General features: G+C 75.3%; 22 protein-coding genes. 4 read left to right on the forward strand and 18 right to left on the reverse strand.

The window, feature by feature from the left end:
• Window positions 1–23: 23 nt before the first annotated feature.
• Window positions 24–851, forward strand: coding sequence for a dienelactone hydrolase family protein (locus AC5L35_RS16025; RefSeq protein WP_495060442.1), 828 nt, complete (start codon window positions 24–26; stop codon window positions 849–851).
• Between the two features lie 298 nt (window positions 852–1,149).
• Here the strand turns inward: AC5L35_RS16025 and AC5L35_RS16030 are convergent, their stop codons facing one another.
• The 10 genes from AC5L35_RS16030 to eccCa all read right to left on the reverse strand — a co-directional run bounded on the left by AC5L35_RS16030 (window position 1,150) and on the right by eccCa (window position 11,843).
• Window positions 1,150–1,515: a hypothetical protein gene (locus AC5L35_RS16030; protein ID WP_495060443.1), complete on the reverse strand. Its 366-nt coding sequence runs from the start codon at window positions 1,513–1,515 to the stop codon at window positions 1,150–1,152.
• Entirely contained in the window at window positions 1,512–1,808 is a 297-nt protein-coding gene (locus tag AC5L35_RS16035) for a hypothetical protein (protein WP_495060444.1), read from the reverse strand. The genes AC5L35_RS16030 and AC5L35_RS16035 overlap by 4 nt, the downstream gene beginning before the upstream one ends.
• 49 nt (window positions 1,809–1,857) lie before the next feature.
• Complete coding sequence (gene glmM / locus AC5L35_RS16040; protein WP_495060445.1) at window positions 1,858–3,195, reverse strand: phosphoglucosamine mutase; 1,338 nt, start codon at window positions 3,193–3,195, stop codon at window positions 1,858–1,860.
• A 41-nt stretch (window positions 3,196–3,236) separates the two neighbouring features.
• Window positions 3,237–3,842, reverse strand: a complete 606-nt coding sequence (gene rpsI / locus AC5L35_RS16045; RefSeq protein ID WP_495060446.1) for a 30S ribosomal protein S9 — start codon at window positions 3,840–3,842, stop codon at window positions 3,237–3,239.
• A gap of 29 nt (window positions 3,843–3,871) precedes the next feature.
• Complete coding sequence (rplM, locus tag AC5L35_RS16050) at window positions 3,872–4,315, reverse strand: 50S ribosomal protein L13 (protein WP_495060447.1); 444 nt, start codon at window positions 4,313–4,315, stop codon at window positions 3,872–3,874.
• A 229-nt stretch (window positions 4,316–4,544) separates the two neighbouring features.
• Window positions 4,545–4,832: a WXG100 family type VII secretion target gene (locus tag AC5L35_RS16055; RefSeq protein WP_495060448.1), complete on the reverse strand. Its 288-nt coding sequence runs from the start codon at window positions 4,830–4,832 to the stop codon at window positions 4,545–4,547.
• Between the two features lie 10 nt (window positions 4,833–4,842).
• Entirely contained in the window at window positions 4,843–5,154 is a 312-nt protein-coding gene (locus AC5L35_RS16060; RefSeq protein WP_495060449.1) for a WXG100 family type VII secretion target, read from the reverse strand.
• A 125-nt stretch (window positions 5,155–5,279) separates the two neighbouring features.
• The gene (locus AC5L35_RS16065) at window positions 5,280–6,377 is read right to left on the reverse strand and encodes an FAD-dependent monooxygenase (protein ID WP_495060450.1); all 1,098 of its coding nucleotides are present in this window, start codon (window positions 6,375–6,377) and stop codon (window positions 5,280–5,282) included.
• Window positions 6,378–6,415: 38 nt separating this feature from the next.
• The gene (locus AC5L35_RS16070) at window positions 6,416–7,864 is read right to left on the reverse strand and encodes a type VII secretion-associated protein (RefSeq protein WP_495060451.1); all 1,449 of its coding nucleotides are present in this window, start codon (window positions 7,862–7,864) and stop codon (window positions 6,416–6,418) included.
• A gap of 25 nt (window positions 7,865–7,889) precedes the next feature.
• Window positions 7,890–11,843: a type VII secretion protein EccCa gene (eccCa, locus tag AC5L35_RS16075; RefSeq protein ID WP_495060452.1), complete on the reverse strand. Its 3,954-nt coding sequence runs from the start codon at window positions 11,841–11,843 to the stop codon at window positions 7,890–7,892.
• A gap of 151 nt (window positions 11,844–11,994) precedes the next feature.
• Between eccCa and eccD the strand changes: the two genes are divergently transcribed.
• On the forward strand, window positions 11,995–13,404 hold the full coding sequence (gene eccD, locus AC5L35_RS16080; RefSeq protein ID WP_495060453.1) for a type VII secretion integral membrane protein EccD: 1,410 nt from the start codon (window positions 11,995–11,997) through the stop codon (window positions 13,402–13,404).
• A gap of 17 nt (window positions 13,405–13,421) precedes the next feature.
• Window positions 13,422–14,696: a type VII secretion-associated serine protease mycosin gene (gene mycP, locus AC5L35_RS16085; RefSeq protein ID WP_495060454.1), complete on the forward strand. Its 1,275-nt coding sequence runs from the start codon at window positions 13,422–13,424 to the stop codon at window positions 14,694–14,696.
• 7 nt (window positions 14,697–14,703) lie between these two features.
• Here the strand turns inward: mycP and eccB are convergent, their stop codons facing one another.
• From eccB to AC5L35_RS16115, 6 genes are all read right to left on the reverse strand, one after another.
• Window positions 14,704–16,143 (reverse strand): type VII secretion protein EccB, encoded by a 1,440-nt coding sequence (gene eccB / locus AC5L35_RS16090; RefSeq protein WP_495060455.1) that lies wholly within the window; start codon window positions 16,141–16,143, stop codon window positions 14,704–14,706.
• 60 nt (window positions 16,144–16,203) lie between these two features.
• On the reverse strand, window positions 16,204–17,148 hold the full coding sequence (locus tag AC5L35_RS16095) for an isopenicillin N synthase family dioxygenase (RefSeq protein WP_495060456.1): 945 nt from the start codon (window positions 17,146–17,148) through the stop codon (window positions 16,204–16,206).
• The gene (locus AC5L35_RS16100) at window positions 17,145–17,618 is read right to left on the reverse strand and encodes a nucleoside deaminase (RefSeq protein WP_495060457.1); all 474 of its coding nucleotides are present in this window, start codon (window positions 17,616–17,618) and stop codon (window positions 17,145–17,147) included. The genes AC5L35_RS16095 and AC5L35_RS16100 overlap by 4 nt, the downstream gene beginning before the upstream one ends.
• A 51-nt stretch (window positions 17,619–17,669) precedes the next feature.
• The gene (locus AC5L35_RS16105) at window positions 17,670–19,073 is read right to left on the reverse strand and encodes a purine-cytosine permease family protein (RefSeq protein WP_495060458.1); all 1,404 of its coding nucleotides are present in this window, start codon (window positions 19,071–19,073) and stop codon (window positions 17,670–17,672) included.
• A gap of 31 nt (window positions 19,074–19,104) precedes the next feature.
• A complete protein-coding gene (locus AC5L35_RS16110) occupies window positions 19,105–19,386 on the reverse strand; it encodes a hypothetical protein (protein ID WP_495060459.1) in 282 nt (93 codons plus the stop codon).
• 252 nt (window positions 19,387–19,638) lie between these two features.
• The gene (locus tag AC5L35_RS16115; protein WP_495060460.1) at window positions 19,639–20,577 is read right to left on the reverse strand and encodes a sigma-70 family RNA polymerase sigma factor; all 939 of its coding nucleotides are present in this window, start codon (window positions 20,575–20,577) and stop codon (window positions 19,639–19,641) included.
• A gap of 44 nt (window positions 20,578–20,621) precedes the next feature.
• On the opposite strand from AC5L35_RS16115, the gene AC5L35_RS16120 reads away from it, so the two are divergent.
• Window positions 20,622–21,320: an FMN-dependent NADH-azoreductase gene (locus AC5L35_RS16120; protein WP_495060461.1), complete on the forward strand. Its 699-nt coding sequence runs from the start codon at window positions 20,622–20,624 to the stop codon at window positions 21,318–21,320.
• Here AC5L35_RS16120 and truA read toward each other — a convergent pair.
• The gene (gene truA, locus AC5L35_RS16125) at window positions 21,280–22,206 is read right to left on the reverse strand and encodes a tRNA pseudouridine(38-40) synthase TruA (RefSeq protein WP_495060718.1); all 927 of its coding nucleotides are present in this window, start codon (window positions 22,204–22,206) and stop codon (window positions 21,280–21,282) included. The genes AC5L35_RS16120 and truA overlap by 41 nt on opposite strands.
• The gene (gene rplQ / locus AC5L35_RS16130) at window positions 22,206–22,934 is read right to left on the reverse strand and encodes a 50S ribosomal protein L17, sunset domain variant (protein ID WP_495060462.1); all 729 of its coding nucleotides are present in this window, start codon (window positions 22,932–22,934) and stop codon (window positions 22,206–22,208) included. The genes truA and rplQ overlap by 1 nt, the downstream gene beginning before the upstream one ends.
• Window positions 22,935–22,936: the final 2 nt, after the last annotated feature.

Here is a 22,936-nt window from a genome sequence, read left to right on the forward strand (position 1 = left end):
CGCAAGGACTACGGTGCTGCGCTGTGACCCGGACCCGCCAGTTCCCCCGGCCACCCGAGGTGCGCAACGCCAAGGACGCTGTGGAACAGCTCTCCCGGCCCGGCCCGCACCAGGTGCTGCGCGGCGACCTCGGCATGGTCGGCATCCCGGGCGTCGTGTTCGCACCGGAGGAAGGCCTCGGCCTGCCCGCCGTCGCGTTCGCCCACGACTGGCTGCAGCCCGCCGGGCGCTACGCCGACCTCCTGCGCCACCTCGCGTCCTGGGGCATCGTCGCGGCCGCCCCGTCGAGCCACCGCGGCCCGCTCCCGAGCCACGTCGGCCTCGCCGCCGACCTGCGCACCACACTCGATGTCTGCGCTGGCGTCCGACTCGGGGACGGCCGGATCAGCGTGGACTCCCGCCGCACCGCACTGGCCGGCCACGGGATCGGTGGCGGCATCGCCCTGCTGGCGGCGCAGGACCGCCCACGCCTCCGCGCCGTGGTCACGATCGCCGTCGCCCAGACCTGGCCGTCCGCGGTCGACTCCTCCCGCGCCCTGACGGTGCCCGTGCTGCACCTCGCCGCGGCGAAGGACACCGTCGCCCCCGCCGCCGGGCACGCGGAGCCCATCGCCGCGTCGGCAGGCGGACCGGTGTGGCTGCGGACGCTGACCAAGGCCACCCACACCGGGTTCCTCGAGGGCGTGCACTGGAGCGACTTCGTGCTCTCCGGCAGCCCCGACGCGAAGACCCGCCGCCTCACCCGCGCCCTCGTCACGGCGTTCCTGCTGCACCACCTCTGCGACGAGGACCGCGTCGACGTCCTCGTGGACGGCAAAGTCCCCGGCACCACCCTCGCCGACCGCCACTAGCCACACACACCCGCGAGTCGCCCGCTTCCGGTACGCGAGTCGCCCGATTCGCGCCCGCGAGTCGCCCGCTTTCGGCGCGCGAGTCGCCCGATCCGGGCGCACGAATCGCGAGCGGCGGGTCATGCAGCCGGGGGCCGGGAGCCGCGCCCGAGCCAGGTGGGCCACACCCAAGACGGGCGACTCGCGCCTCCAGAACGGACGACTCGCGGACCACCCCTGCACCAACCAGCAATTCGGAGCCGTAATGCTGTTGTGGGGGTCTTTCAGCAGCAGTCGGCTCCATAGTGGGGGCGCAGGGTCAGTCCGGGAGTTCGGCGATTCTCATTCCGCGCTCGTCGTCCGTGCGACGGGCTTCCGTGCTGCCCAGGCGGACGCCGGTATGGCGGGCGGGGGGTGGGTCCCATCGATACGGGTCTGCAGCTTGCCGCGCGTATGACTCGCCCAGCTCAGCGGCGGCCCTGGCCTCGCGGCCGAGATCGTGGCCCAGATGCGCGGTGCGCTCCACCCATTCCTGGCCCCGGCCGTCCGGCCAGTCCTGGGTGATCTCCGCCGACAGCCTGCCGACCCGCCGCCCGATCTCGGCCAGCGCGTCGGCGAGCCCGGTCCACCACTGCCCCGCACCGGACAGTGCCTCGGCATCGGCATCGGCATCGGCACGGGTCACGGGTGCTCCTCGCCGGCGAGTTCGTCCTGGATCCGGCGCAGCACCCCGGCGACGGTCTCGTCTGCGCTCGCCGCTCCCGAGGCGGCATCAGCGAGTGCGGCGCTGAGCTCGGCCAGTTCGCGGACCGCGACGAGCACGGCAGCACTCAACCGGTCGTGCTCCGCCGCCAGAGCGTGGCCGCCCACGGGGCCGGGCGCGAACCGGAGGGCTGCCCGGAGGTCCTCGGAGAGGCCCGCGGCAGTGACGGCGTGGGAGCGGAGCCGATCGGGGTGCAGGCGCAGCTCGGGCGGCATGGCCTGATGGTGCAGTACGGAGGCGGTGGAGCGAGGCGGAACGGGCGAATCAGCTCGCCGCGGCGACGACCTCGGCCAGCCGGAGCGCCACGGTGTCCGCCTGCTCGGCGGTGGGCGCCTCGACCATCACCCGCACCAACTGCTCGGTGCCGGACGGGCGCAGGAGCACGCGACCGGTGGCGCCGAGCTCCGCCTCAGCGGCCTCGACGGCCTCCCGCACAGCTACTGACCCGGCGACCGCGGCCTTGTCGGCCACCTGCACGTTGCGGAGCACCTGCGGCAGCGGCGTGATGACCGACGTCAGCCCGGCGAGAGACGAACCGGTGGCCGTCATCCGGGCCATCAGCTGCAGCGCGGTGAGCAGGCCGTCGCCGGTGGTGGAGTGCTGCGGGAGCACGACGTGGCCCGACTGCTCGCCACCGAGGTTGAACCCGCCCGTCCGCAGCTCCTCGAGCACGTACCGGTCGCCGACCTGGGTGGTGCGCACCGCGATACCGGCCTCCTGCATCGCCAGGTGCAGGCCCAGGTTGCTCATCACGGTGGCGACCAGGGTGTCGTGGGCGAGCTCGCCGGACTCCAGCATGGCGAGGGCGAGCACCGCCATGATCTGGTCGCCGTCGACCGCCGCGCCGCTGGCGTCGACGGCCAGGCAGCGGTCGGCGTCGCCGTCATGGGCGATGCCGAGATCGGCACCGTGCTCGCGGACGGCCTTCTGGAGCGGCCCCAGGTGGGTGGACCCCACGCCGTCGTTGATGTTGAGCCCGTCGGGGTCGGCGTGCATCGCGATGACCTCGGCACCGGCCCTGCGATACGCCTCCGGCGCGACGGCGGACGCGGCCCCGTGGGCACAGTCGACCACGACCCGCAGCCCGGCGAGCGAGCCGGGCGTGGCCGTGACCAGGTGGTCGCGGTAGCGCTCGGCGGCGTCGACGAGATCGTGGACCCGGCCGATGCGCTTTCCGGTCGAACGCTCGTGACGGGTGCCGAGGCCGTCTTCGATCGCACTCTCGAGCGCGTCGGGGAGCTTGTGGCCGCCCGCCGCGAAGAGCTTGATGCCGTTGTCCGGCATCGGGTTGTGCGATGCGGAGATCATCACGCCGAAGTCGGCACCGAGCGACGCGACCAGATAGGCGACCGCGGGGGTGGGCAGCACTCCGACCCGCACCGCGTCGGCCCCGGCCGATGTCAGGCCGGCGACGACCGCGGCCTCGAGCATCTCCCCGCTCGCCCGCGGGTCCCGGCCGACGACGGCCACCGGACGCCGGGACCTGTCACGTTCCGCGAGCACACGAGCGGCGGACGCGGAAAGGGCTACGGCGAGCTCCGGAGTGAGGAGCTCGCCGTTGGCCAGTCCGCGAACGCCGTCGGTGCCGAACAGGCGTCGCACTGCGACCGAGCTTGCACGGTCGCCAGCAGGCAGATCCAAGATCAGCGCTTGCTGTACTGAGGAGCCTTACGGGCCTTCTTGAGGCCGTACTTCTTGCGCTCGATGACGCGCGGGTCACGGGTGAGGAAGCCGGCCTTCTTGAGCGGCGGGCGGTCCTCGGAGTCGGCCTCGATCAGCGCGCGCGCAATGGCCAGGCGCAGCGCACCGGCCTGGCCCGACGTGCCGCCACCGTGGAGGTTGGCGAAGATGTCGAAGCGCTCGGTCTTCTCGACGGTGACCAGCGGCTCACGGATCAGCTGCTGGTGCAGCTTGTTGGGGAAGTACTCCTCGAGAGTCTTCCCGTTGAGGCGGAACGATCCGGTGCCCGGCATGAGCCGGACACGGACGACGGCCTCCTTGCGGCGCCCGACGGTCTGGATCGGCCGGTCGGAGAACACAGCCGGGACGGCGGACACGTCGATGTCGGTGTCGATGTCGACATCGACGTCGGTGTCGTACTCGTCGGCGGCGTCGCTGTCGGCGACATCGGTCTCGGTGTCGGCGTCGGCGAGGTCCGTGGCGTCGGCTTCGAGCGCGGCCTCCTCGACGGCCTCGATCTCGGCGGCCGCGGTCTCGGCAGCCTCGGTCCCGGGCTCGGGGGTGGTCACGGGCTGTCCCTCTTCGTTCTCTGGGGTGGTCACTGAGCGACCTGGGTGATCTCGAACGCGGCCGGCTGCTGCGCGGCATGCGGGTGGTCGGGCCCGGCGTACACCTTGAGCTTCTTGCTCATCGCCCGGCCGAGACGGTTCTTCGGCAGCATGCCCTTGATCGCCTTCTCGACGAGACGGTCGGGGTGCTTCTCGATCATCTCACCGACCGAGCGCTGCTTGAGACCGCCCGGGAAGCCGCTGTGGCGGTAGACGAACTTGTCCGTCCGCTTGTTGCCCGAGACGGCGATCTTCTCCGCGTTGACGATGACGACGAAGTCGCCGGTGTCCATGTGCGGGGCGTACGTCGGCTTGTGCTTGCCACGCAAGAGCGTGGCTGCATGCGTGGCGAGGCGGCCGAGCACCACGTCCGTGGCATCGATCACGTGCCAGGCGCGGGTGATCTCGCCGGGCTTGGGGCTATACGTGGGCACGGACCTACCTCGTCGCTGTCTTGTGCTCGTCGAGAAACTCGTGAGCTGCCTTCGGTGCGCGGGTGCGGGAGCAAGGCGCCGGGCCCGCGGACGGACCATGCGGGCCGCCGTCAAGCGACCGCGGGTCTTCACCCACCGCACGTCGAAGAACGAGGGTACCCGCCGGTCCGAAGCAGGGTCAAAACGCCCCCTCCAACCGCCGGGTAGCCCTCGCCCGCAGCCCCGGCAACTACCGCCAGCGGGCCGCGTTTGCCCGCTCGACCTGCTGGTAGCTGTCGTTGGCTGTGCCCAGCGCCACCCCGATCTGAGCCAGTACCGCTGCCAGGTCGGCTGCGGCCGTGTCCCACTTGCGCTGCGTGGCCTGGTACTCCGTGGCCGCCTGCCCCTCCCAGGTGGCGACCATGGGCGCGAGGAACCGCTTGAGCTCCTCGAGCTGGCCGGAGATGCGGCCCGCGGTGGCCCCGACGTCGGCCCGCGCCGCCTCCAGCGCCCCGAACGTGACTTTGATCTCAGACATGGATCCCCCTTCAGCCCAGCGCCGCGCGGATCGCGGACAGGTCGCCGGTGTGCTGCTCCTCCTGCGCGCGGTAGCTCGCGCCCGTGCCCTCGATCGCCTCGCCGATGGTGCGCAAAGCCTCGCTCAGGGCGCGGGCGTCGGTATCCCACCGGGCCATCAACGCGGTGAACGCCGTGGCCGCCTCTCCCCGCCACGCCCCGGCCAACGGGGCGAGCCTGCCGCGCAACGTGGCCAGGTCGGCCTGCACGGTGTCGTTCACCGTGAACACGTGCCGCCCGGCCCGCTGCATCTCCTCGACGGTGGTGCCGAACCCGTCGGCCATGCCGATCACCCCTGTCCCGTGCCTGCGGTCTGCTTGTCGGGCCACCGTCGCAGGGAGCGCGCCCGTGCGGGGCCGAACCGGCGGGATCGTGTGCGGGTGCGAACGCGGAGGGGCTGTGGGACCGCTCAGGGGGCCGGGATCAGCTGCCGGTAGTTCGCGCGGAACATCCGTTCGCCGGCCGCGCCCATCACGACGTCACGCAGGACCGGGGCCATCGCACGCGCGCGGTCGCGCTTGCGGGTCTGCTGCTGTGCCCACTCCACGCGCGGGCGCCTGCGGGCCTCGTACGCCCGCAGCGCGGCGGCGACCGTGCCGGCCGAGTCCAGGGTCTGCGCCAGCACCAGTGCGTCCTCCAGGGCCATGGCGGCCCCCTGTGCCATGTTCGGCGGTGTCGCGTGCGCGGCGTCGCCCAGCAGGAGAATGTGACCGCGGCTCCAGCCGTCGAGCACCACCTCCTCGACGGGCCCGCCCTGCACCGCCTCCGCGGCTCCGGCGATCTCCCCGGCCGGCGTCGCGAATCCGGCCAGCACGTCGGTCAGGCCGCGATCGGCCTCGGCCGTGGACGTGTCGCAGTAGTAGTACGCCTCGTCCGGTCCGAGCGGGATCGTCAGGAACGACACGCCACGGCCCAAGAGGGCCGACCAGACCGGCGCGTCGTCGTGGCGGGGCCCGAGGAAGCGGCGGGCGTGCAGCCCGGACGGCCGCAGACCACCGTCGCCGAATACGAGCCTCCGGACCGCCGAGCGGACGCCGTCGGCGCCGATGACCAGGTCGTAGCGCTCCCGGGTGGCGTCGTCGAACTCGACGGTGGCACCCGAGTCGCGCGGTTCGACCGCAAGGGGGCTGCGCCCGTAGCGGACCTGCAGCCCGTCGACGCCACCGAGGAGCACCCGATGCAGGTCGGCGCGGCGCGCCGCGACACTGGCGGCGACCCCGCCCCACAGCGAGCGGGTGTCCACCTCGTAGAGCACGCGCCCGGTCTGGTTGGCCACGCGTTGCCGGTCGATGCGACAGGCCCGGTCGACGACCTGCTCCTCGAGCCCGAGCATGCCCAGGGCGCGCACGGCGTTGGCGGGCAGGTAGATGCCGGTCCCTCCGAGCTCAGGGCCGGCCGCCCGGTCCACGAGGTCGATCTCGGCGCCCCACTCACGCAGGGCACGCGCCACTCCGAGCCCCGCGATGCCCGCACCGACGATCAGGACCTTCATCCCGTTTCCGCGCACGCGCGTGACGGTAGTGATCGCGGCCCGGACGGCCGGGCTCAGGCCCGTCGCACCGAGGCGACGACCAGATCGCAGGCGGCCCGCACCGCGGTGCTGCCCGCTGCCGTGTGCCGACAGCCGACGCTGAGCTGCGCGTCCCCGTCGAGGAGCACGAACCAGTCGACGACGGTCCGGCCGTCCTCCCCGCGCTGGCGGTAGGTCGCCACCTCGCGCCCGGCGAGCGTGGTGGTCGTGTAGCCGCGCAACGCGGAACCGGCCGCCACCGCGGACTCGAACTCGGCGCGCAGCTCGGCCCGGGCCCGCTCGGGCTCGGCGCCGGTGTCGTAGCCGAGCGGGCTGCGCTCGACCGCGATGAGATCGCTGCCCTCCGGCGCCCCGGCCGGGGTGAGCAGGGTGCGGCGCCGCTCCGGCAACCCACCGGTGTGCTCCCACCCCGCCGGGACGTCGAGCCGGTAGCCGTACTGCACGAGCACCCCGGCAGGCACCGCGGCAGCCGGCCGCTGCGAGGGCAGGATGGCACCGAGGCCGATGAGGCCAGCGACGAGCACAGCAGCCGCGACGGCCGGCAGGACGATCCGCGGCAGGCTGCGGGCCCGGACCGGCGGCGGGGGCAGTCTGCGGACGACCGGGGCGGCACTGCGCTCCGGCCCGGTGCCGGGAGCCGAGAACGGCCCCGCGCCGGTCGACCCGCGGCGCGGAGTCCACCCGGCACCCGCCATCTGCATCGACCCTGGGTGACCGCCGGTGTCGGGCAGCACCAACGCCCCCAGCACCGCGGCGACGTCCGGCCGCGGGGCCACGACGACGTCCGCGACGCCCGCCTCGTCCACCAGCTCCGCGAGGAGCGGGGTCCGTGCCACACCGCCGAGGAGCAGCACCGGGGCAGGTCCGGTCTGCTGCAGCACCTCGCGCAACGCGTCGACCGCGACGGCGAGCTGCCGCGCCAGCAACGGGCGAACCTCGCTCGCCCTCACCAGCACCGGCTCGGATGCGACCGCCGGCAGCAGAGAGAGCGCCTCACGTACTCGCCGCGCCTCGTGAACGGCCGCCGGGTCGTCCGACGGCAGCCCGAGCAGCTCCGCCAGGACCGCGTCCAGTGCGGCTCCGGCCACCGCGCTGGACCGAACGGCGAGCACGTTGCCCGCCGAGTCCACCCGGGTGGCCTCCGCGGCCCCGTGCCCGACGTCGAGCACGGCCACGTCCCTCCACCCGGCCGCGGCGACCGGCGCCGGGACGGCACGGACCCGCCCGGCGAGACCGGCGCACCGGCCCACCCAGGACGCCGTGCGCGGCGCGGGCCAGCCCGGCGGATGGACCAGCACCAGCTCCTCCGGTCCGGGGGCCAGCTCCGCCAGCAGCGACGCCACCGTGGCGCCGCGAGCGGGCGTCCGCGCCACCAGCCACGGCTCACCGTCGGCACCTGCTGCGGCCACCCGCGCCGTGGCCGCCCCCAGCTGGACGGCGACCCGGACCGGTGTGCCGCTCACCGTCCTCCCCCGCTGTGCCGGCCGGTCACGGGTCGTCCTCGGTGTCCGGCGGCAGCCAGGCGAGCTGGACGCGGCGGGCGCCACGCCGCCGGTCGACGAGAGAGGCGCGCCCCGGCGGCAGGGACGCCGGCTTGACCGACTCGACCAGCGCACCCTCGTCGGGGCTGCCGTTCATCACCAGCCCGGGTGCGGCCAGCTCGCGCAGCCGCCCGAGCAGCGGGTCGAACAGCGCCCGCCCGGCACCGCCGCAGCGCCGGGCCACGACCAGGTGCAGGCCGACGTCCTTGGCCTGCGCGAGGAACTCCACCAGCGGCATGAGCGGGTGCTGCGCGCCCCCACCGGGCGCGACGAGGTCGTAGTCGTCGACGAGCACGTACACCTCGGGTCCGGTCCACCAGCTGCGCTCGCGCAGAGCCCGCGGCGTGACGTCCGGGCCGGGGAGTCGCCTGCGCAGCGATGCCGCCACCTCGCGGGCCGCCTCGGCCGTGGCGTCGGCCGTGCTGGCGTAGCCGATCAGGTGGGTGTCCGGGACCACGCCCAGCAGCGTGCGGCGGTGGTCGACGACCACGAGCCGGGCGGCTTCCGGTCCGTGCCGGCCGGTGATCCCGCGTGCGACGAGCCGCAGCAGGTTGGTCTTGCCGCTCTCCGCGTCGGCGAAGCACATCAGGTGGGGGTCGGCGGCGAGGTCGAGCTCCACGCGGGCGAGCCGTTCCTCGTCGACGCCGATCGGGATTCCGGTGGACCCGGGACCGGCAGCCGGGAGCCGATGGAGGTCGATGCGCTCGGGCAGGAGCCGCACCGGGGGGAGCCCGGCGCCGGGCCACGCTTCCGCGATCATCGCCACGAGCGCGGCCTGGTCGGTGGCGCCGGTGCTCAGCCGGGGGGCGGCGACGACGGCCGGGGCGCCGTCGGGCGCGAGCCCATGGCCGGGCCGGGACGGCACTTCCGCAGCCCGGCGGCGGTCCACCTCGGACTCGGCCGGCTCACCCAGCCGCAGTTCGATGCGGCCACCGAGCAGGTCCTTGAGCGCCGGACGCAGCTCGCTCCACCGGCCGGCCGAGATCGCCAGGTGCAGCCCGTAGGAGAGGCCCTGCGCGGCCAGCGGCAGCAGGCGCGCATCCAGGTCGTCGAAGTCGCTGCGCAGCGTGAGGTACCCGTCGACGACGAGCAGCAGGTCGGTGCTCGGCTCGCCGGGGTGGGCTCCGGCTGCCCGGCGCGCCCGGAACTCCTCGACCGAGGTGATCCCGGCCTCGCGGAAGAGCCGCTCGCGCCGGGCGAGCACGGCGATGAGCTCGGCGACGGTGCGCCGGACGAGGTCGACCTCCTGGCGCCCGGCGACGGTGCCGACGTGCGGCAACGCGGCCAGCGGGCCGAGCGCGCCGCCACCGAAGTCGAGAACGTGCACGCCGAGCTCGTCCGGGGTGTGGGTGAGGGCGAGGCCCAGCACGGTGGTGGCCAGCGCGGTGGACTTGCCGGCCCGCGGGCCGCCCACCACGGCCAGATGCCCGGAACCGCCGCCCAGATCGATCATCAAGGGGTCGCGCCGCTGCTGGTAGGGCCGGTCGATCAGGCCGACGGGCACCTGGAGCAGGCCCACCCGGGCAGCAAGCGGACCCTGGCCAGGCCCGGCGTGGACGGGGCCGAGCACCTCGTCGAGCGGTGGTGGAGTGTCCAGGGGTGGCAGCCAGACCCGGTGCGCCGGAGGGCCCTGACCCGCCATCGCGGCGATCACGGTGTCGAGGACGGTGGGGCCGTCCGCGCCCTCGGCCTCGGGGGCGGTGACCGGCTCCGACGGCGCGACCACGGGCACGGGCCCGACCCGGAACGGGTACGCACGGGGCCGTCCCGCTGCGGCACCGGCCCGCGGCGCCGATGTGGTGCCGGGGCCCGACACGTAGGCGGCGCGGAACCGCACGAGCTCGTCGGTGCCCGTCGCGAGGAAGGCCGAACCGGGCGCCGACGGCAGCTGGTGGGCGTCGGGCACGCCGAGCACCGCGCGGGACTCCGAGGCGGAGAACGTGCGCAGCGCGATCCGGTAGGACAGGTGCGACTCCAGGCCGCGCAGCCGCCCTTCCTCGAGGCGCTGCGAGGCGAGCAGCAGGTGGATCCCCAGCGAGCGCCCGAGCCGTCCGATGGTGACGAGCAGCTCGATCAGCTCGGGGCGCTGGGCGAGCAGCTCGGAGAACTCGTCGACCACGACGAACAGCGCGGGCAGCGGCGGCAGGTCGGCTCCCGCCCGGCGGGCCGCGGCGTAGTCGGCGACGCCCACCAGGTTGCCTGCGGCGCGCAGCAGCTCCTGGCGGCGCGTGACCTCACCGGCCAGGGTGTCGGCCATCCGGTCCACCAGTGTCAGCTCGTCGGCGAGGTTGGTGATCACGGCCGAGACGTGCGGCAGCCCGGCGAGTCCGAGGAACGTGGCGCCGCCCTTGAAGTCGACCAGCACCAGGTTGAGCTCCGCGGGTGAGTGCGTGGCCGCCAGACCCAGCACGAGGGTGCGCAGCAGCTCGCTCTTGCCCGATCCGGTGGCGCCCACGCAGAGCCCGTGCGGTCCGCTCCCGCCCTGCGCGGACTCCTTGAGGTCGAGCACGACCGGCCCACCGCGCTCGTCGACGCCGATCGGGACGCGCAGCCTGTCGGTGTCGGCGCGGGTCCAGCGGGCGCGCAGCGCGGCGATCCCGGCCGGGTCCGGTTCCAGCCCGAGCAGCGCGGGCAACCCGGGCGCCCGGCGCGGGGTCGCGTCCCCTCCCGGCGCGGCGCCGCCTGGCCGGTAGCGGGCCAGCCGCCGCGCGAGTGCTCTCGCCTCGGCCACGTCGAGCCCGTCGGGGTGCCCGATCGGAGCCGGCTGCTGGTCGTCGGGAGCGAGGTCGCCGTGCTGCCGGTCGGTGGGGCCGACGCGGTGCAGCCCGTGCGCACCCACGAGCAGCCGCACGACCGACGGACCTGGTCGCCGTCCCGGCGGTGCCCCCACGCGCAGCACCGTGACCCCCGCGACGCCCGCCCACGGCCCCGGCCCCTCGGCCACATCGTCGACGACGACGAGCAGGTGCGGCTCACCGGTGCCGGGGCCCACCGGTCTGCCCGCCAGCTCGGCCACCCACCAGCGGCGGACGTCGTCGGCGTCGCCGGAGACCATCCGCAGCGGGCCGATGGCGTCGCACCGGCGGGGGTGGGCGACGTGCGGGAGCCACTTGACCCACTCCCACTCGGTGGCGAGCGCGGGCGGTGCGACCACGGCGAGCAGCGCGTCGGCCGGGCTGTGCCAGAGCGCGTACTGGGCGACGATGGCGCGGGCGAGAGCGCGAGCGGGCCCGAGCCCCTCCGCGGGGTCGGCCGGTTCGAGCCACACCGTGGAGCTCGCACGCAGCGACAGGGCCACCGGCAGGTCAGGAACGACGGCGTGCCCCAGCAGGAACCGGCGCAGCGCGAGCGCCGTGACCGGTTCCAGGCCCTCGACGGGCCCGGTCTGCGGCGCCACGAGCCGGGTGGCCAGCCGCTGGGCGCCCCGCCCGATGCGCAGCTGACCGAAGTCCGGGTCGGCAGGCCTGCGTTCCCAGAGCCGGCCCGCCGCGAGCACCGCCGGCCACGCCGCCGGGTGCGGGTGCAGCGACTCCAGCACGGCACGCTGCTCGGCCGCGATGCCGCGGACCCGGCCGCGCAGCAGCGACAGGTAGCGCAGGTAGTCGCGGCGGTCCTCGTCGAGGCTCGCCGAGCGGTTGCCGCCCCCGCGCCCGGCGCCGGTCATCATCATGGCGAGCGTCGAGATCGCGAACATGCCCCCGAAGAGCCACGAGGTGGGGTTGCGCGGGCCGAGCACGGCGATGAAGCCCACCGAACCGAGCAGCATCACGACAGGCAGCAGCCGGGCCAGCATCCCCGCGGGAACGATCCGCTCCGGCTCGGGGGGAGGCTCGAGCGTGAGCTCCCCACCGGGCATCCGCGGTGGCAGCCGCCGCGACCGCACCACTCCGACAGTTCCCACCGGCACCCCTTCCCGCCGTTCAACCGGCCCCGAACGAGTTCTGCCGAACCGGCCCGCCCGCGACCCCGGCGCTGCGATGCTAGGCAGCCGACGGGCTCTACCGGGGCCGTTCCGGAGAAGTCGTCCCGTCGCTCACGGAGGGAGACACCACGTGCGTGCCGCTGCCGCCGACGCGGCCTACTGCCGGCTCACGGTGCTCGCCCCCCGCGCCAGGGTCGACGTCGCGCTGCCTGCCGACGTGCCGGTCGCCGAGCTGGTGCCGATGGTCCTCGAGCTGGTCGGGGAACCGGTGTTCGGCCTGCGCCCGCTCCCGTGGCGGCTGTCCGGCGCCGTGGGCGGCCCGTTGCCCACCGAGGCCACCCTCGGCGAGCTCGGCGTGCTCGACGGCGAGCTGTTGCGGCTCGCCCCCCAGGGCCCGGCGCCCGTTCCTCCGGTCTTCGACGACCCCGTGGACGCGCTGGCGGCCACCGCGGCCACCGCCGCGGCAGGCGACCGCCGGTTCGGGGCGGGAGCGGTGCTCGCCGTGGCCGTCGCCGCGGCAGCGCTGCTTGCCGGCTGGCCCGGAGCGACCGGGACGCCGTGGGCGGCTGCGGTCGCGGCGCTGGCGGCCGTCGCCGCGGTGGCGCACGCCGCCCGGCTGGCCCGCACGGTGGAGGCGCCCGACGGGGCGGTTCGGGTCGAGGCCCTCGACGCGGCGGCCAGGCAGCGGGCGGCGAGCACGGCGGCGCTGGCGGCCGTTCCCCTTGCCGGTGCGGCCGGCTGGGCGGCCTTGTCGCCCGCAGGCGGGACGGCGCAGCTGCTGCTGGCCACGGCGGCAGCGGGCATCGCGGCCGCGCTGGCCCAGATCGCGCTGCGGGTGGTGGCCCCCGTGCTCGTCGGCATCGTGGTGGCCGCGGTCCCGGTGGGGGTGGCCGCGGTCGTCGTCCTGCGGTTCGGTGTCGCCCCGGCTGCCGCGGCGGCCGCCGTCGGCGTGGTCGCGCTCGCCGTCGGTCCCGTGCTGCCGCGGGTCGCGCTGCGGCTCGCCGGGTTGCCCCAGCCGGTCGTGCCGGCCGACGGTGCCGAACTGGTGGACGCCGACGACGGCCCCGACCTGCTGCCGCCTGCCGAGCTCGCGGAGCGGGCGGACCTCGCGCGAGGTTTTCTCGCCGGTCTGGTCGGCGGCTGTGCGGTCGTCGCGGCCGCCGCCGCGCTCCCGGTCGCCGCGGCGGGCGGTTGGGCCGGGCCGGCCTTCGCGGCGGTCTCCGTGGCCGTACTCGCCCTGCGGGCCCGCAGCTTCGCCGACCGCGGCCCGGCCCGTGTCCTGCTCGGGAGCGCCATCGCCGCGGGTGTGGGGCTGGCCGTACTGGTCGCCGCGCAGGTGGGTCCCGGCGCCCGGCTCGGAGTCGCGGCTGCCCTGCTCGTGGCGGCAGCGGCCGGCTCGCTCGCGCTCGGGCGCACCCGGCCGGCGGGGTCCCCCGTCTCCCGGCGGGCGGTCGACCTGCTGGAGGGCCTGCTCGTCGCCGCCTCGATCCCGCTGGCACTCGCGGCGATGGACCTGTTCAGGCTGGTCCAGGGCCTGTGAGGCGGGCGGCATGCGCGGTGGCCACGGCGCTCGCGCTCACCGGGCAGGCGGCTCCCGCCATGGCCCACCCGGTGCCGCCCCCGATCGCGGTCCCGCCGCCCGCCGGTGACCCGCCCGGATCCACTCCCGGCCTGCGCGCGCCCAGCCGCTGCACCCCGCCCGCGGCCGACGCGGCGCCCGCGGCCGGCCCCATCGCCACCCGGCTGCGACTGCCCGAGCTCCACCGGCTGGCCACCGGCCGCGGCCAACTCGTCGCGGTGATCGACACCGGGGTGTACCCGCACCCGCTGCTCGGCGACCGGGTGCGCGGCGCCGGGGACTACCTCACCGGGGGCGACGGCCTCGACGACTGCGACGGCCACGGCACGGCGGTCGCGGGCCTGCTCGCCGCGGCAGCGGAACCGGGCTCTCGCGGCCGGGCCGCCACGCCCATCGGGATCGCGCCCCGCGCGCGGCTGCTCGCGATCCGCCAGTCGAGCCCGTCGTTCGAGGTCCCCGGGCCGGGTGGCACCACCCGTCCGGCCGGTGACACCCGCACGCTGGCCGAGTCGGTCGTGCTGGCCGTCCGGAAGGGCGCCGACGTGGTCAACATCTCCGAGGCCGTGTGCCTGAGCGCCGCCCAGGCGGCCACGGCGGGCGCCGACCTGCAGGCCGCGCTCCGCTACGCCGCCCAGTCCGACGTCGTGGTCGTCGCGGCGGCGGGCAACGTGGGATCGGGCTCGTGCATCGAGCCCGCCGCGGGCCAGGTGTCGCTCCCCGGCTGGTACGACGACCAGTTGCTCGCAGTGGGCGCCGTCGGCCAGGACGACGCCCCGGCCGCCTTCACGGTGCCCGGACCGTGGGTGGACGTCGCCGCCCCCGGCACCGGGCTGCGCTCGCTGGCCGTCGGAGGCGGCACGACCTCCTCCGGCGTCGAGGGCACCAGTTTCGCGGCACCGTGGGTGTCCGGGCTGGCCGCGCTGGTGCGGGAACGCTATCCGGAGCTCACCGCGAAGCAGGTGACCGACCGCATCCTCGCCACGGCCCGCCCACCTGCCCACGGCCGTGACGACCGGGTGGGCCATGGCGTGATCGACCCGGTCGCCGCGCTCACCGCGGTGCCCGCCGTGCTCCACCCGCCCCCGGAACCGCCTGCCGCGGTGGCCGCGGTGGCGGAGCTCCCCGGCACCGCGCCACGCCCGGTGGCGCCCTCGCCGGGCCTGCCGGTCGACCTCGTGGCGGGCGGCCTGCTGCTGCTGGCGGGTGCGGCGGCCGCGATCCTGCTGCGCCGCCGCCCCCGCCGGACGCGCTGACCCGGGCTCAGCCGGCCGGCAGCACGTCCACCACCCGGCCCGCCGCGGCGAGGTCCAGGGCCGGACCGGCCGGCAGCAGGCGCAGTGCCGCCTCCGGAGCGGGCTCGGCGGCGGTGATCCCCAGGGCGGCGGCCGTGGCGTCGTCGGCGACCCCGTAGCCGACGCCGGTGGCGGCCACCAGCCACAACGGGCCGGTGCCCGGTGGGCGTCCCGGCACAGTGGCCCGCACCGCGCCGCCGGGCCCCACGGCCACGGCGTCCACGCGGGCGCCCGGGCCGTCGGCCTGGGCCAGTGCCACCGGTGGGGCCGCCGTGGGCAGCGGCTCCGCCGCACCCGCCCACACCGCACCGGACGGCTCCCCGTCCGCCGTCCAGGTCCAGCAGACGACGGGCGACTCGGCGGGCTCGCGCAGCAGCGGCGCGCCTGCGGGCCAGCCGTCGACCGGCAGGTCGTCGACGAGCGCCGCCGCGGCCAGCTCGGAGGCCCCGACCGGCAGATCCTGTGCCTGCCCTGCGGCCACCCGCAGCAGCTCGGCCACGACGTCGGGCACTTCCTGCAGCCCGCCGGCCAGCACGGCGAAGTGCCGGGGCGCTCCGCCCACCGGGGTGGTGACCAGTACGTCGCCGACCCGCCCCGGCAGCCCGGCGGGGGCGGTGCCACCACGACCGGTGACCTCCGGAGTGGCCAGTGCCGCGCCCTCGGGCACCAGTGACACCACGTCGGGTGCGGCGGCGCGGGGGATCCGGCCGGTGAGCCCGAACGCGGCGAGCACCCGGCCGTCACCGGTGTCGACGCGGTGCCGGCGGCCCGCCGTGACCAGCCAGGTGACGCCGTCGGGACCGTCGAGGAGCACCCCGTCGCCCGGCGGCATCGGCTCCGGCACCCCCGCGCCCGCCACCACGGTGGTGCCGACGATGGTGCCGTCGGCCGTGGTCCGGTCGCACACCGCCCACCGGGGTGGGAGCACCGGACCGCCCGGCTGCACCGCGACCGCCCCCGGGACCGCGGCGGTGGGAGTGCGCGCCGCGGTGGCGAGGGCGGCGTCCGGCACCGTGACGGGGGTGGCGGTGGCCGGGTCGGCACCGGTGCTGCCGCCCGTGCGCAGCGCCGCCAGCACCAGCCGGGCGGCGGGGAGGTTGGCGACGGGCACGAGCCGGTCGGGCCCGTGCGCCACCACGTACATCGCGCCGGATCCGGCGCCGATCACCACGGCCTGCTGGTTCCACGTGGGCCTGGGCACCACCACTGCGGACACCGCCGCGCCGCAGAGTCCGAGCAGCCCCAGCACCACCCCGGCCAGCGCCGCGCGGCGCTGCGACCGGATCTGCTCGTGCAGGGGCACCGGGTCGCCGCGCACCAGGGCCGCCTCGAGCCGGCGCAGGCCGAACCGGTACGCGTCCACCTGGTCGCGGGTGGCGGGGGCCCGCACGGCGCTCGGTCGCGACACGGCCCGACGCTAGCTCTGCAGGTCACCGCCCCGTGGGCGTTCGGCAGAACTGGGGACGGTCTACTCGACGGAGATCGCGTCCAGCCGCTCCCGCAGGAACGGCGCGGAGACCACCGGCGCGAGGTCGTTCCGGCGGCCGATCGGCGGGGTCAGTGGCGTGACCAGAGCGTCGTGGTCCAGCTCGAAGAAGAACACCAGCGAGACGAGCTCCTCGTGCGGTGCCTCCGGCTGCGGCGGCAGCACCCGGTGCCGCCCGGAGCGCCAGCGCAGGCCCGTCCAGTGCGCGAGCAGGTCACCGATGTTGACGGTGAGCGCGGCCGGGTCGTACGGCGCATCGACCCAGCCGGTGCCCTCGATGTCGACCTGCAGGCCACCGGCGCCCGGCTCGCGGTCCAGCACCGTGACCGTCCCGAAGTCGGTGTGCGATCCGATCCGGAACTGGCCGGGGACGGGCGGCCCGACCTCGGTGAGCGGCGGGTACCGGTTGATGTTGAACGTCCAGGTCGGGTGGCCGGCGAGGCTGGTGAGCGTCTCCCGGGACAGGCCGAGCGCGTCCGCGCACAGCTCCAGCAGCTCGCGTGACACCGCGGTCATCGCGGCCGCGTAGCGGTCCACGGCGTTCTCCAGCTGCGGCACCTCGGGCGGCCACACGTTCGGCGGGAACCACACGCCGTCGACCTCGGGGTCGCCGGTCGGCGTGTCCGGCCCGACGGCGAAGGACTCCTTGAGGTCGGGCGGCGTCTCCGCGCCCTCGACGTTCCCGTTCGCCTCCACCCCGGGGGCGAGCCAGCCACGCCCACCGATCCGCACGGCGTACCGCGCCTTCACCTCGGCGGGCAGGGCGAAGAAGGCCCGCGCCGCCGCCCGCACCTCGGCGCGCAGTGCGGCGTCCACCCCGTGGCCCGTGACCAGCAGGAAGCCGGCCTGCTGCAGTGCCTCGTCGACGGCAGGACCGATACCGGCGGCACCGCCCCGCCACGCTGCCAGGTCGACGGTCGGGATCATGAGGGTTCTCCGATGTCCTCGTGCCACAGGTCCGGGCGGGCGGCGATGAAGTCGGTCATGAGGTCGACGCAGCGACCGTCGTCGAGCACGGTGACCGAGACGCCGTGCTCCGCGAGCCAGTCGTGGCCGCCGTGGAAGGTGCGGGCCTCTCCGACGAGCACCGCACCGATCCCGAACTGGCGTACCAGCCCGGAGCAGTACCAGCACGGCGACAGCGTGGTCACCATGATCGTCGAGCGGTAGTCGCGTTGCCGCCCGGCCGCGCGGAAGGCGGCCGTCTCGGCGTGCATGGAGGGGTCGTCGTCCTGGACGCGGCGGTTGTGCCCGCGCCCCAGCAACGTGCCGTCGGAGGCGAACAGCGCCGCCCCGATCGGGATGCCTCCCTCGGCCAGGCCGGCCCTCGCCTCGCCCAGCGCGACGTCGAGCAGCACGGCCGGATCGGTCACCGCCGGGTCGGGCAGGGTGGTCACGTCCTCACTCTGCGGGGCGAGCCGTCCGTCCCGCAAGCGCCGCGGGACGTCTCACCCGGCGTGAGCGGCCTGCCGCCGGAACAGCAGCGCGTACACCGCGGCCGAGAGCGCGATTCCGACGAGGAACGTCACGTCGCCCACGCCGGGGAGGAGCCGCGGCACCAGCCCGACGAACAGCACCTGGTTGGAGAACAGCGGCACCGACACCACGATGCCCACGAGGAGGGCCACCACACCCGCGAGGTTGCGGTGGCCGCGGTCGTAGAGCAGTTCGGTGGGCAGGCTGCCGCGGCGCAGGTACTGGTCGGTGAGCACCACGCCCAGCCACGGCCCGATCCAGTAGACGATGACGAGCAGGAACCCCTCGTAGCTGTGGGCCGCGTCCGGGAGTGCGATCAGCGCGATGAGGAAGCCGACCACGCCGAACGCGGCGGCGACCACGGCCCGCGCCCAGCGGAACGGGGCGTCCACGCCCATGCTGAGGAAGGCCATCGCGCCCGAGTAGACGTTGAGCACGTTGGCCGCGATCGCGCCCAGTGCGATGGCCAGCAGCGTGAGGCTCGCGAGCACGCCGGGGAGCACCCCGACGAACGCGGTGGTGGGGTTGTCGGACCCCACCCCTGCCGCCGCCGTGGCGCTCACCGACGCCGCGCCCACCACCATGAGCGCGGTGGTGGAGCCGAACAGCCCGAGCCCGGCGGCGAGCCCGGTGCGCAGCCGCGAGGACTCGGCAGGCAGGTAGCGGGCGTAGTCGGCCGCGTACGGGCTCCAGCCCGCCGTGTAGCCGAACACGGCGCCGACGGTGAGCAGGAACCCGCCGACGCCGCCGGTGCCGCCACCGGCGGGGACGGCCGACGGGTCGGAGCGAGCCAGCACGATCACCGCCGCGATCGCGAACACCACCGCGAGCACCGGGAAGGCGAACCGCTCGAAGACCTGCACCAGGTTGTGCCCGACGAAGGCGACGCCGATCTGCACGAGTACGACCACCACGAGCCAGGCCGCCGCCGGCAGTCCGGTGAGCGAGTTCAAGGCGAACGCCGCGCTGACGCTGTTGACCGCGAACCAGCCGAAGCCCGACGTGATCGTCATGAGCCCGGCCGGCAGCGCGTTGCCCCGGTAGCCGAAGGCGAGCCTGCCCAGCACCATCTGCGGCACGCCCGCGGCGGGCCCACGGGCCGACAGCACGCCGTGCGCGAGCGCCGCCAGCCCGTTGCCGAGCAGCACGGCCGCCACGGCCTGGGGGAACGTGAGCCCGAACGCCTGCACGGAGAGAACGCCCACGAACACGGTGGCGAACTCGAGGTTCGGGGAGGTCCAGGTCCAGAAGAGCTGCCGCGGGCGGCCGTGGCGCTCGGCGGCCGGGATCGGCTCGTTCCCGCCCGGCTCGACGGCGATCACGCGCTCGCCGTAGTCACGGTCGGCGGAGACCGGCCGGACGGGATCCGCAGTCATGGACGCTCCTCGGATGCGCGCTCGGGCCGGGTCAGCGTTGCGGTGGCGCCACGGTGAGGCCCAGTGCCTGCAACACCGCCTGCATCTGCTCCACCGCGGTCTTCCCCGGTCGTTCCCGCAGTTGGAGCACCGCGCGCTGCACCTGTTCCGCGGTCACCATCCTCGTCACCGTCGCGTCCGCCGCAGTCGTGGCCGTGAGTTCTCCCTGTACCGGCAGCGTGATCGTGGCGTGCGGGGCGGCGGCCGCGGCGGGGGCTGCGGCTACCGGGGTCTCGACGGGGTCGGGCAGCCGCGTGGGGGGCGAGGTGAGCACGGCATCTCCGTTCTGATCAGCAGGCACGGGTGTGAAGGGCGCGTCCGGTGTGCCGGCCGCGCCCTCTGGATCACGGTACGGGCGTGGGGGATTCGTTCCCATTGCGAGGAGACGGTTCCCCGTGGGAGTTACGCAGAGTTGACAGGAGAACGATCAGGGGCCGGGCGGGCCGTCAGTGTGACGGCCGAGGAGCGCCAGCGCCAGACCCGCGCAGAAGAGGCCACCGGACGATCGCCCCGGCGGCCGGGGAGCTCATGTGCCGTCCGCGAACATTCCCTGATCGTCGAAGAGCGCCAGGTCCAGCAGATGCAGGCGGGCAGGGTTGGCGATCACCTCGAACCCGGCGATCTTCTCGTTCGCGATCGTGAAGGTGAGGGCGACGACCAACCGACCGTGCGGGGCCACCACGGCTCCGACGCCGCCGTTCACCAGCACCGGCTCGGCCAGGGCGGCACGTGCCCGCGAGAGGAGACGCGCCTCCTCGGCCACGCTTCTCGCACCCCGGATCTCGGTGGCCACGCCCGATGGAAGGACGGCGCGCTCGGCCCGGCGGACGACGTCGGGGGCGAGCACCTCCACCAGCGCGTCGATGTCGCCGACACGGATGGCCGCGAGGAAGGCGTCGACGACCTGCCGGTGCCGGACGAGCCCGGCAGCCGGGACGACGGCTCCGCCGCGGACCTTGCGGCGGGCCCGGCCTGCGAGCTTCTTGGCTGCCGCCGGCGAGCGCGCCACGATGGGAGCGATCTCGTCGAACGGCACGGCGAACACGTCGTGCAGCACGACGACGACCCGCTCCGCCGGGGCCAGCCTGTCCAGGACCACCAGCAACGCACGGCCGGCCGCGTCGGCCACCTGTGCTTCGTGTGCGGGATCGGTGCCCCCCGGGCCGTCAGCGGGCTCCGGCAACCGCGACCCCACAAGGTGCTCCCGCCTCGCCGAGCGGGAGCGCAGCATGTCCAGGCACACGCGAGCGGTGACCGTGGTCAGCCAGCCCGCCAGGTTGTCGACCGCGCCGCTGTCGGAGCGGCTGAGCCGGATCCAGGCCTCCTGCACGGCGTCGTCCGCCTCTCCGAGCGAACCGAGCATCCGGTACGCGACAGCCCGCAGGTGGTCGCGATGCGTCTCGAACCGTTGGGCGAGCCGGTCCTGCTGGTCCATCTGTCCCCTCTGCTCGGCGGGCTCCGTCATAGGGATGACGAAACGGACGCACCTGATGGGACAGGGAACAGCAGATGACTTTCCTACGCGTTGACTCCAGCATCCGCGACGAGGACTCGGTCAGTCGTGAGCTGACCGATGCCGTGGAGCAGGCCTGGCTGGCGGCCGACCCGGACGCAGAGGTCGTCCACCTCGACCTCGCCGCGACCCCCGCCCGGCTCGAGACGTGGCAGCTCGCCACCTACGAGGGGTTCCTTCCCCCGGACCTGCGGACCCAGGCCATGCGGGAGGCCAGGGCCGCCGTCTGCCGCGCCGCGGACGAGGTGCTCGCTGCCGACGCCATCACCGTGGGCGCACCGCTGTACAACTTCGGCGTCCCTGCGGCCCTGAAGTCGTGGATCGACCTGCTGATCACCGATCCCCGCTTCGACCCCCGGCACACGCCGCTCGGCCGGTCCCTGGCCGGTGTCCCGCTGACTCTGGTCATCGCCCGCGGTGGCGGATACGGCCCAGGATCGCCCCGCGAGGGGTGGGACCACTCCACCCCGTACCTGGAGCGGATCTTCGGGGACGTGTTCGGCGCCGAGGTCACACTGATCATCGCCGAACTCACCGCCGCCGACACCGATCCCGCCATGGCCGCGCTGAGGCTGCCGGCCGCGCGGTCCCGCGCTGACGCGCTCGCCCGGGCCAGGGCCACCGCCGCCGAGCACGCCGGGCGGACGCCGGCGCTCACTGCCCGCCGAGCACCCGACGGCGACGGGTGGCGGTGACGCGGGCGGCCAGCTCGGTGTCGGGCGGATAGTCGACGGCCACGAGCGTGAGACCGTGGGCGGGGGCGACGGGCACCTCGCTCGCGCGCTCGCCGCGCGTGAGCAGCTGCGCGGGCCAGCTCGCCGTCCGGCGCCCGCGCCCGACGTCGAGCAGCGCCCCGACCAGGCTGCGCACCATCGAGTGGCAGAACGCATCGGCGGACACGGCGGCCTCGACCACCCCGTCCTCGGCGCGGGTCCAGGACAGCCGCTGCAGCGCCCGGACCGTGGTGGCGCCCTCGCGGCGCTTGCAGAACGCGGCGAAGTCGTGCTCGCCGAGCAGCAGATCGGACGCGGCGGTCACCGCGGTGAGATCCAGCGGGTGCGGCCAGGACAGGGTGTCCCGGGCCCGCAGGGGCTCCGCGCCGTGGGCGGCGGTGGCCACCCGGTAGCGGTAGTGCCGGCGCAACGCCGAGAACCGTGCGTCGAAGGCCTCCGGCACGGGCGTCACCGCCCGCACCCGGACGTCGGGCGGCAGCAGCCGGGCCAGCCTGCGCACCAGCCAGGCCGCGTCGAGCTCGGCCGGGAGGTCGGCGTGCGCCACCTGCCCGGTGGCGTGCACTCCCGCGTCCGTGCGGCCCGCGACGGTCAGCGCCACGGGCTCCCGCAGCACCGTCGACAGAGCCTCGGTGAGCACACCGCACACGGTGCGCCGCCCCGGCTGGATCGCCCACCCGGAGAAGTCGGTGCCGTCGTACCCGAGGTCGAGACGGAACCTCCGCGAGTCGCCCGTCTCCCGCCCGCGAGTCGCCCCTTCCTCGGGGTCGAGCTCCCCCGGAACGCCCGCGAGCCCGCCGTCACGGAGGACGGCGGGCTCGCCGGGGTGGTGCGGGTGCTGCGGAACTATCAGGACTCCTCGGTGGAGTCGTCCTCACGCTGCGACCGGGGCAGCTCGAACCCGGCGGCCTCGGCGGCCTCCGGGGTGGCGAACCAGACCTCGGGCACCGTGCTGTCGTACGACGGGGACCCGGGCACGTGGTAGAGCTTGGAGCTCTCGTTGCCCTTGATCGGGAACCCCTCCGGGGCCTCCGATGCGTCGTCCAGCGGGGCGTGACTGCCCTCGCCGTACGGCGCGTCGGCGGTGGAGGTGCTCTCCTCCGCGTCGGTGGCCGTGGCCGTGGTGGTGGCCTCGGCCTCCTCGGCCGGAGCCGCGGCCGGGGTGGCCCGCTGCTGCGAGGACGCGACGCGGCGGGCGCGCTCGGCCTCGTCGGTGACCGTCTTCTGCTGGACCAGCTCGATCACGGCCATGGGGGCGTTGTCGCCCTTGCGCGGCAGTGTCTTGGTGATCCGGGTGTAGCCGCCCTCGCGGTCGGCGAAGAACGGGCCGATGTCGGCGATGAGCCGGTGCACGACCGTCTTGTCGCGGATCACCTTCTGGATCTCGCGACGGTTGTGCAGGTCGCCACGCTTGGCCTTGGTGATCAGGCGCTCGGCGTAGGGCCGGAGCCGCCGTGCCTTGGCCTCGGTGGTGGTGATCCGGCCGTGCTCGAACAGCGCGGTGGCCAGGTTGGCCAGGATCAGCCGCTGGTGCGCCGGCGACCCGCCGAGACGGGGCCCCTTGGTGGGCTGAGGCATGG

The organism is Pseudonocardia sp. OZ21 (genome assembly GCF_059359135.1).